Source organism: Paenibacillus zanthoxyli JH29 (assembly GCF_000520715.1).
Lineage (GTDB): Bacteria > Bacillota > Bacilli > Paenibacillales > Paenibacillaceae > Paenibacillus_AQ > Paenibacillus_AQ zanthoxyli.
Window position 1 is genome coordinate 1 of the sequence record NZ_ASSD01000132.1, and the last position, 4,815, is coordinate 4,815.

The following is a 4,815-nucleotide window of genomic DNA, read 5'->3' on the forward strand; positions in this document are numbered from 1 at the left end:
GCTGATAGCGTGGGTTCGATTCCCATCACCCGCTTACTGCGTCATAAAGACTTCTGCGCTGCAGAGGTCTTTTTTTATATATCTATATCTGTATCCCCAGTTGTTCTTATACGGCTTTAGGTTCGCCGGGGGAGTCTTGGTTCGTTTCCTGGCGGGGAGCCGTTGCTTGTTCAAGGGGAACTCCTTCTTCTACGCTTCTCAGCTTCTTCAGAACGTCATACACACTCTTGATTTCCCTGGTATCGATGATGATCTCTTTGCTGCCTAATGCCCCGGGCACTTTAAAACGCCAACGTTTATTTTCCATCGGTTTTCGCTCCTCTTCAATAAATTTCTTTTGTAATTCCATCATAATGGGAGAAGCCAATCATGTATAATGAAGGGAAATGATAGAGGACATCACTATGGCTGATAGCTAAAAAGAGGGGACGTGCCGGGATGGATATTGGACTTCTGAAGGTGTTCAGGGCGGTCGCTGAGGAAGGAAGCATTTCAAAAGCGGCCCAGAGTCTTAACTATGTACAATCGAATGTGACGGCAAGAATTCAGCAGCTGGAGCAGGAGCTGAAGACTCCGCTCTTTTACCGGCACAGCCGGGGGATCACGCTGACCTCCGCAGGTCAGACCCTTATGACGTATACCGAGAAGATTTTAAACCTGCTGGAGGAGGCGGAAAAAGCGGTTCTGGATTCGCCCATTCCCAAGGGCTCCATTACGGTTGGCTCCGATACAACGGCGGCGATACGCTTGCCCTCTATTTTATCCGCCTATCGCGGCAAATTTTCTGAGGTTGAAGTCCATCTGGATATCGGATCAACCGATCAGCTCATCAATGCCGTCCTGCAGTATTCCGTTAACGGAGCCTTTGTGGATGGGCCAGTCGAGCATCCGGACATTATTCAGGAGCTAATCATTAACGAGCGTTTGGGTCTTATTATACCGGAGACGATGGATTTTCGCGGGCTCCGAACCATTCAGGACAAGACACTGCTGATCTTGAACCCGGACTGCATGTATCGGCTGCAGCTTGAGGAATGGCTCCGGGACGAAGGCTTTCGTCTAGCCAAAGTCATGCAGTTCGGATCGATGGAAGGGCTGCTGGGCTGTGTAAAAGCGGGGATCGGCTTTGCCGTACTGCCTGTATCTTATTATAATAAGCTGAATGTCAAGGACGGCATCCGGTGCTATCCTTTTCCGGAGAGGTATCGGGAAGTTCCGACGGTTTTTATACGGCGGCGCGATCTGTACATGACGAGCGCCTTTCATAAATTTATCGAGGAGGTAAAGGAGCATCTGCCAGAAGCGTTGTCATGCGGAACCCGGGCTTCGGAATCTTAGAGAAATTAATCCGAGGCTAACCGGATTCATATAACAATAACCAGGATCAAAAGATCGTATCAGGGTGGCAGTTGCGAATGGGAACTATCGAATGCCTGCCGTTAGCTAAAAACATGTATGGGATTCTGAGGTAGGGACATTAGGGCGCAAAGGCAATGCTAACGCTTTCTCAGCCTCATTCCGTGTGCTCCGTCCTGATGTTTTTTTGTAACATTTAGAGCAATTTTATTTATGAGCAGCTCTTCTTGTATTGACGATCGTAAGGCTAGGTATTAAAGTCATACTAAGTTAGTATGAATAGTGTGGGGATTGATCCATCTAGACGACTAGAGGTCACTCAGACGCTGACTTGCTGGCGGGATGAGTACTGAATAAAAACCGACTTTACCAAAAGAGGTTGAGATACAAGGCATGCTGCGGGCTGCGCTTGTATGCTTAACCTTTTTTATATTCAGCCAGTTAGTTGGAGGAGGAGATTATGGCGGACTATAGTTTTTCATGCACGAGCTGTGGTGTATACAACTGCATAACTAGGGAAGCGGAATTTCCGAAAGCTTGCCCTACGACGAATTCCGATGAGGTGTTCTTTGAGGAAGCCCTTGATGCCTATAAAAAAGAAGAGCTGGTATCGAGAATCGCAAGGGCATCGGCGGAGGTCGAGGGACAATTCTACGGCAAGCTGACCCGAGTGGAAGAGATTATTGAATTTGCCAAAAAGTTAGGCGCAAAGAAGATTGGTATTGCAACCTGTGCCGGATTGATTCAGGAAAGTAAGATTTTTGCGAAAATTTTAAAGGCCCGGGGACTCGAATTCTATAGCGTCATATGCAAAGTTGGAGGTGTGGACAAGACCGAAATCGGCATCCCTGAAGAGGATAAAGTGAGAAAAGGCGGCCATGAGTCGCTCTGCAACCCGCTTTTGCAGGCCAAAATCCTCAATGCGGAACAAACCGATCTGAATGTGGTGGTCGGACTTTGCGTCGGTCATGATTCGCTGTTTATGAAATATTCGGACGCCCCTGTAACAACGTTGGTAACGAAGGACCGCGTTATGGGCCATAACCCGGTTGCCGCGCTGTATACGACAGGCTCGTACTACGCCAAGCTTCTCCGCACGGAATAAAAACTGGGGATGGAAAGCAGCACCGCCCATCAATGGCAATGCTGCTGTGCTGCGTTTACCGCTTATTTCACGACTAGCGTGAAACTTACAATGGCGGCAAAATCGTCGAACGGGAGGCTCCCTGGCGGATTATACAGCGTGACGGTGTAGGTTCCTTTTCCCTGTTCCGGCTTGATTCGGTAGGTGAAGCTGCCGTCTTTGGCTACCGGAATGCTGACAGCCTTGCTCACCCTTCCATGGGCCGGCCGCAGCGTGAGCCTCAGAGAGGAAAAGCCATTGCCGCCCGCTGTTATAGCGCCGCTTAAGTCGGCATAAGAGGATGTCTCCGCGTAGCCCGCCGGCCACGAGGTTCCGTCGCTTGAGGTCAGCTTCAGGTTAAGGGCCAGGGAGTCATAGGACGGATTACCGCTGTAACGGAAAGATATATCGGCTGCAGTTAACGCGGAATCGACTGGAATGGTGCTGATGATGCGTCCCGTTCTAGAGTCGCGGTATACGAATGCATTGTCCCCAGGCAAAAGAGGAATGCTGACCCGGTACATGGCGTATTTACGTCCGTTATAGCCCTGAGGAGGTTTGCTCTGGGTGTAGCTGTACGAACCGAAAGAACCGAACCGGCTGCTCTCGTATGAAAAACTGCCGATACCGAATACCGATAGGGAGAGAGTGTCACCGGATGCCTGAAGTGCCCGGTTGTTCGTGAACCAGCCGGTATGTTGGATTTTTCCCGTCTGCGTCGCAGGGGTATAGCTGAACACAAGGCCCAACTGCTCATGCAAAAAACGGAGCGGTACTAAGGTTACGCCATTCGCTTTGCGGATCTTGATGGTGGCGATTTTTTGAGTCCCTTTATATACTTGGCCCGTTTTTAAATAAAGCTTAAGCTGATTGTAGTATCCTTCTTCCGAGAAATAAACGGCATTCTCCGCCGGGACGGTCTGCATATTCCCCTTAATAAATGCAATGGCATCTTTTAAAGGAAAATAGGGAACTCCGTCAATAAGAAAAGGAGCGCCGCTGATCGTCGTGCGTTTGTTCTCCCGGGGATAAAAAGCGGTCTTACTACCGATCCGCCAATTCAGCTCCGAATCCAACGGCAGCAGCACCACATCTGCCTGATCCAGCAGATTAATAACCGGCCGGAAGCTGTAAAGCACCGACAGGAAATCAGCGAGAGAGGTATGGCTTACCAGCTTGTAGCCCGTCTTGCCGTCAAAAGACCAATAGGCGGAGTAAACGGTGCTGTTTCCCGTGCCCGATACGTTGACGATGCCTTTCGCGTCGGCAGATAAAGGCGTTGCGAATTTCGCAGCCTGGGAGAAGGTCTGAATAAGCTGCCGTTTGCGGCTGACCGTCCCCGCTGCGGAGGAATCCGCATAAAAAGTCCAACCGTTCTTTGCAAGCAGCACAGTATCTCCATGCGGGAAGGACGGTTTGGCTGCTCCGGCGGAAGTTTCCATCAAAATGTCCCGGGGTTTCATGACAGGCGATGCCGCGCCGGGCAGTGTCTGGGCCGGGATGGTACTTTATCGGTCCTGTAAAGCTGGATGGCATAGCCCTCCTGCGTTAACCGGCTTGAAATGTCGTAGTACGACGAGCAGGAATCCGGCAGGCGGGTAGGAAGATAGGCGGTCACAGGACTGGACTTATACAGTTCATTCGCGAGCGCCTCCCAGATGCTGCGATACCCGAAGCCGGGGTCTAGAACGACCCGTCCGCCGGCTAATCCAGGCGATGCTTCTGCGGCTGCGCTTCTTCCGGCGTAAGGAATTATCGCGGCTAGAAGAAATACAATTAGGGCTCCGGCGGTCCATTTCAAAACGGGTTTAGTTCTATAAAAGGTGTTCATTGATGCTACCTCCTCGAACGCTTGTTTGTCATTTAAAGAGCGGACACAACCATTAGACGTATATAATTTCCAAAAGTTTCAAATTGGTTAAGTGTCAGCATTCTGGGACGGCAGCATAAAGCCCCGAACCAGGCGGTTCGGGGCTTTTCTTAGAATAAAAATGGGGTTATTAGTTCTCGGCCGCTACGGACAGTCCGAGTCCTTCGGCAATTCGGGTGCCGAACTCGGGATCGGCTTTGTAAAAATGGCCAATCTGACGGAGCTTGATGTCATCTTGCTCCACTGGCCTCATCGAATCGACGATGTTGCGCACCAGTCTGGCGCGTTCGTCTTCGCTCAGCAGACGGTACAGATCGCCCGGCTGGGTGTAATGATCGTGATGGTCGTAGGCAACGCTGTCGGCCTGCCCGGAGACTTCATATGGAGCAGTCTTGTGCTCCGGAGACTCTTTAGGTCCGCCGAAGCTGTTCGGCTCGTAGTATACGGAGGCGCCGCCGTTGTCGCC

The 4,815-nt window shown here is 50.8% G+C and carries 6 protein-coding genes; 2 read left to right on the forward strand and 4 right to left on the reverse strand.

The features are described 5' to 3' along the window. Nucleotides 1-106: 106 nt before the first annotated feature. Nucleotides 107-307, reverse strand: a complete 201-nt coding sequence (locus L691_RS0105360; RefSeq protein ID WP_025689238.1) for a hypothetical protein — start codon at nucleotides 305-307, stop codon at nucleotides 107-109. A 131-nt stretch (nucleotides 308-438) separates the two neighbouring features. Here L691_RS0105360 and L691_RS0105365 point away from each other — a divergent pair, with 131 nt between their 5' ends. Together L691_RS0105365 and L691_RS0105370 are read left to right on the forward strand one after the other, a co-directional pair. Further along, nucleotides 439-1,338, forward strand: coding sequence for a LysR family transcriptional regulator (locus L691_RS0105365; protein WP_025689239.1), 900 nt, complete (start codon nucleotides 439-441; stop codon nucleotides 1,336-1,338). A gap of 478 nt (nucleotides 1,339-1,816) precedes the next feature. Continuing rightward, nucleotides 1,817-2,461: a DUF1847 domain-containing protein gene (locus L691_RS0105370; RefSeq protein WP_025689240.1), complete on the forward strand. Its 645-nt coding sequence runs from the start codon at nucleotides 1,817-1,819 to the stop codon at nucleotides 2,459-2,461. A gap of 62 nt (nucleotides 2,462-2,523) precedes the next feature. Here the strand turns inward: L691_RS0105370 and L691_RS0105375 are convergent, their stop codons facing one another. From L691_RS0105375 to L691_RS27920, 3 genes are all read right to left on the reverse strand, one after another. Continuing rightward, nucleotides 2,524-3,942, reverse strand: a complete 1,419-nt coding sequence (locus L691_RS0105375; protein WP_025689241.1) for a stalk domain-containing protein — start codon at nucleotides 3,940-3,942, stop codon at nucleotides 2,524-2,526. After that, on the reverse strand, nucleotides 3,939-4,310 hold the full coding sequence (locus L691_RS0105380; RefSeq protein WP_025689242.1) for a hypothetical protein: 372 nt from the start codon (nucleotides 4,308-4,310) through the stop codon (nucleotides 3,939-3,941). Before L691_RS0105380 ends, L691_RS0105375 begins: the two co-directional genes overlap by 4 nt. Before the next feature lie 169 nt (nucleotides 4,311-4,479). After that, a partial coding sequence (locus L691_RS27920) for a catalase-related domain-containing protein (protein WP_036735449.1) occupies nucleotides 4,480-4,815 on the reverse strand: 336 nt, incomplete at its 5' end.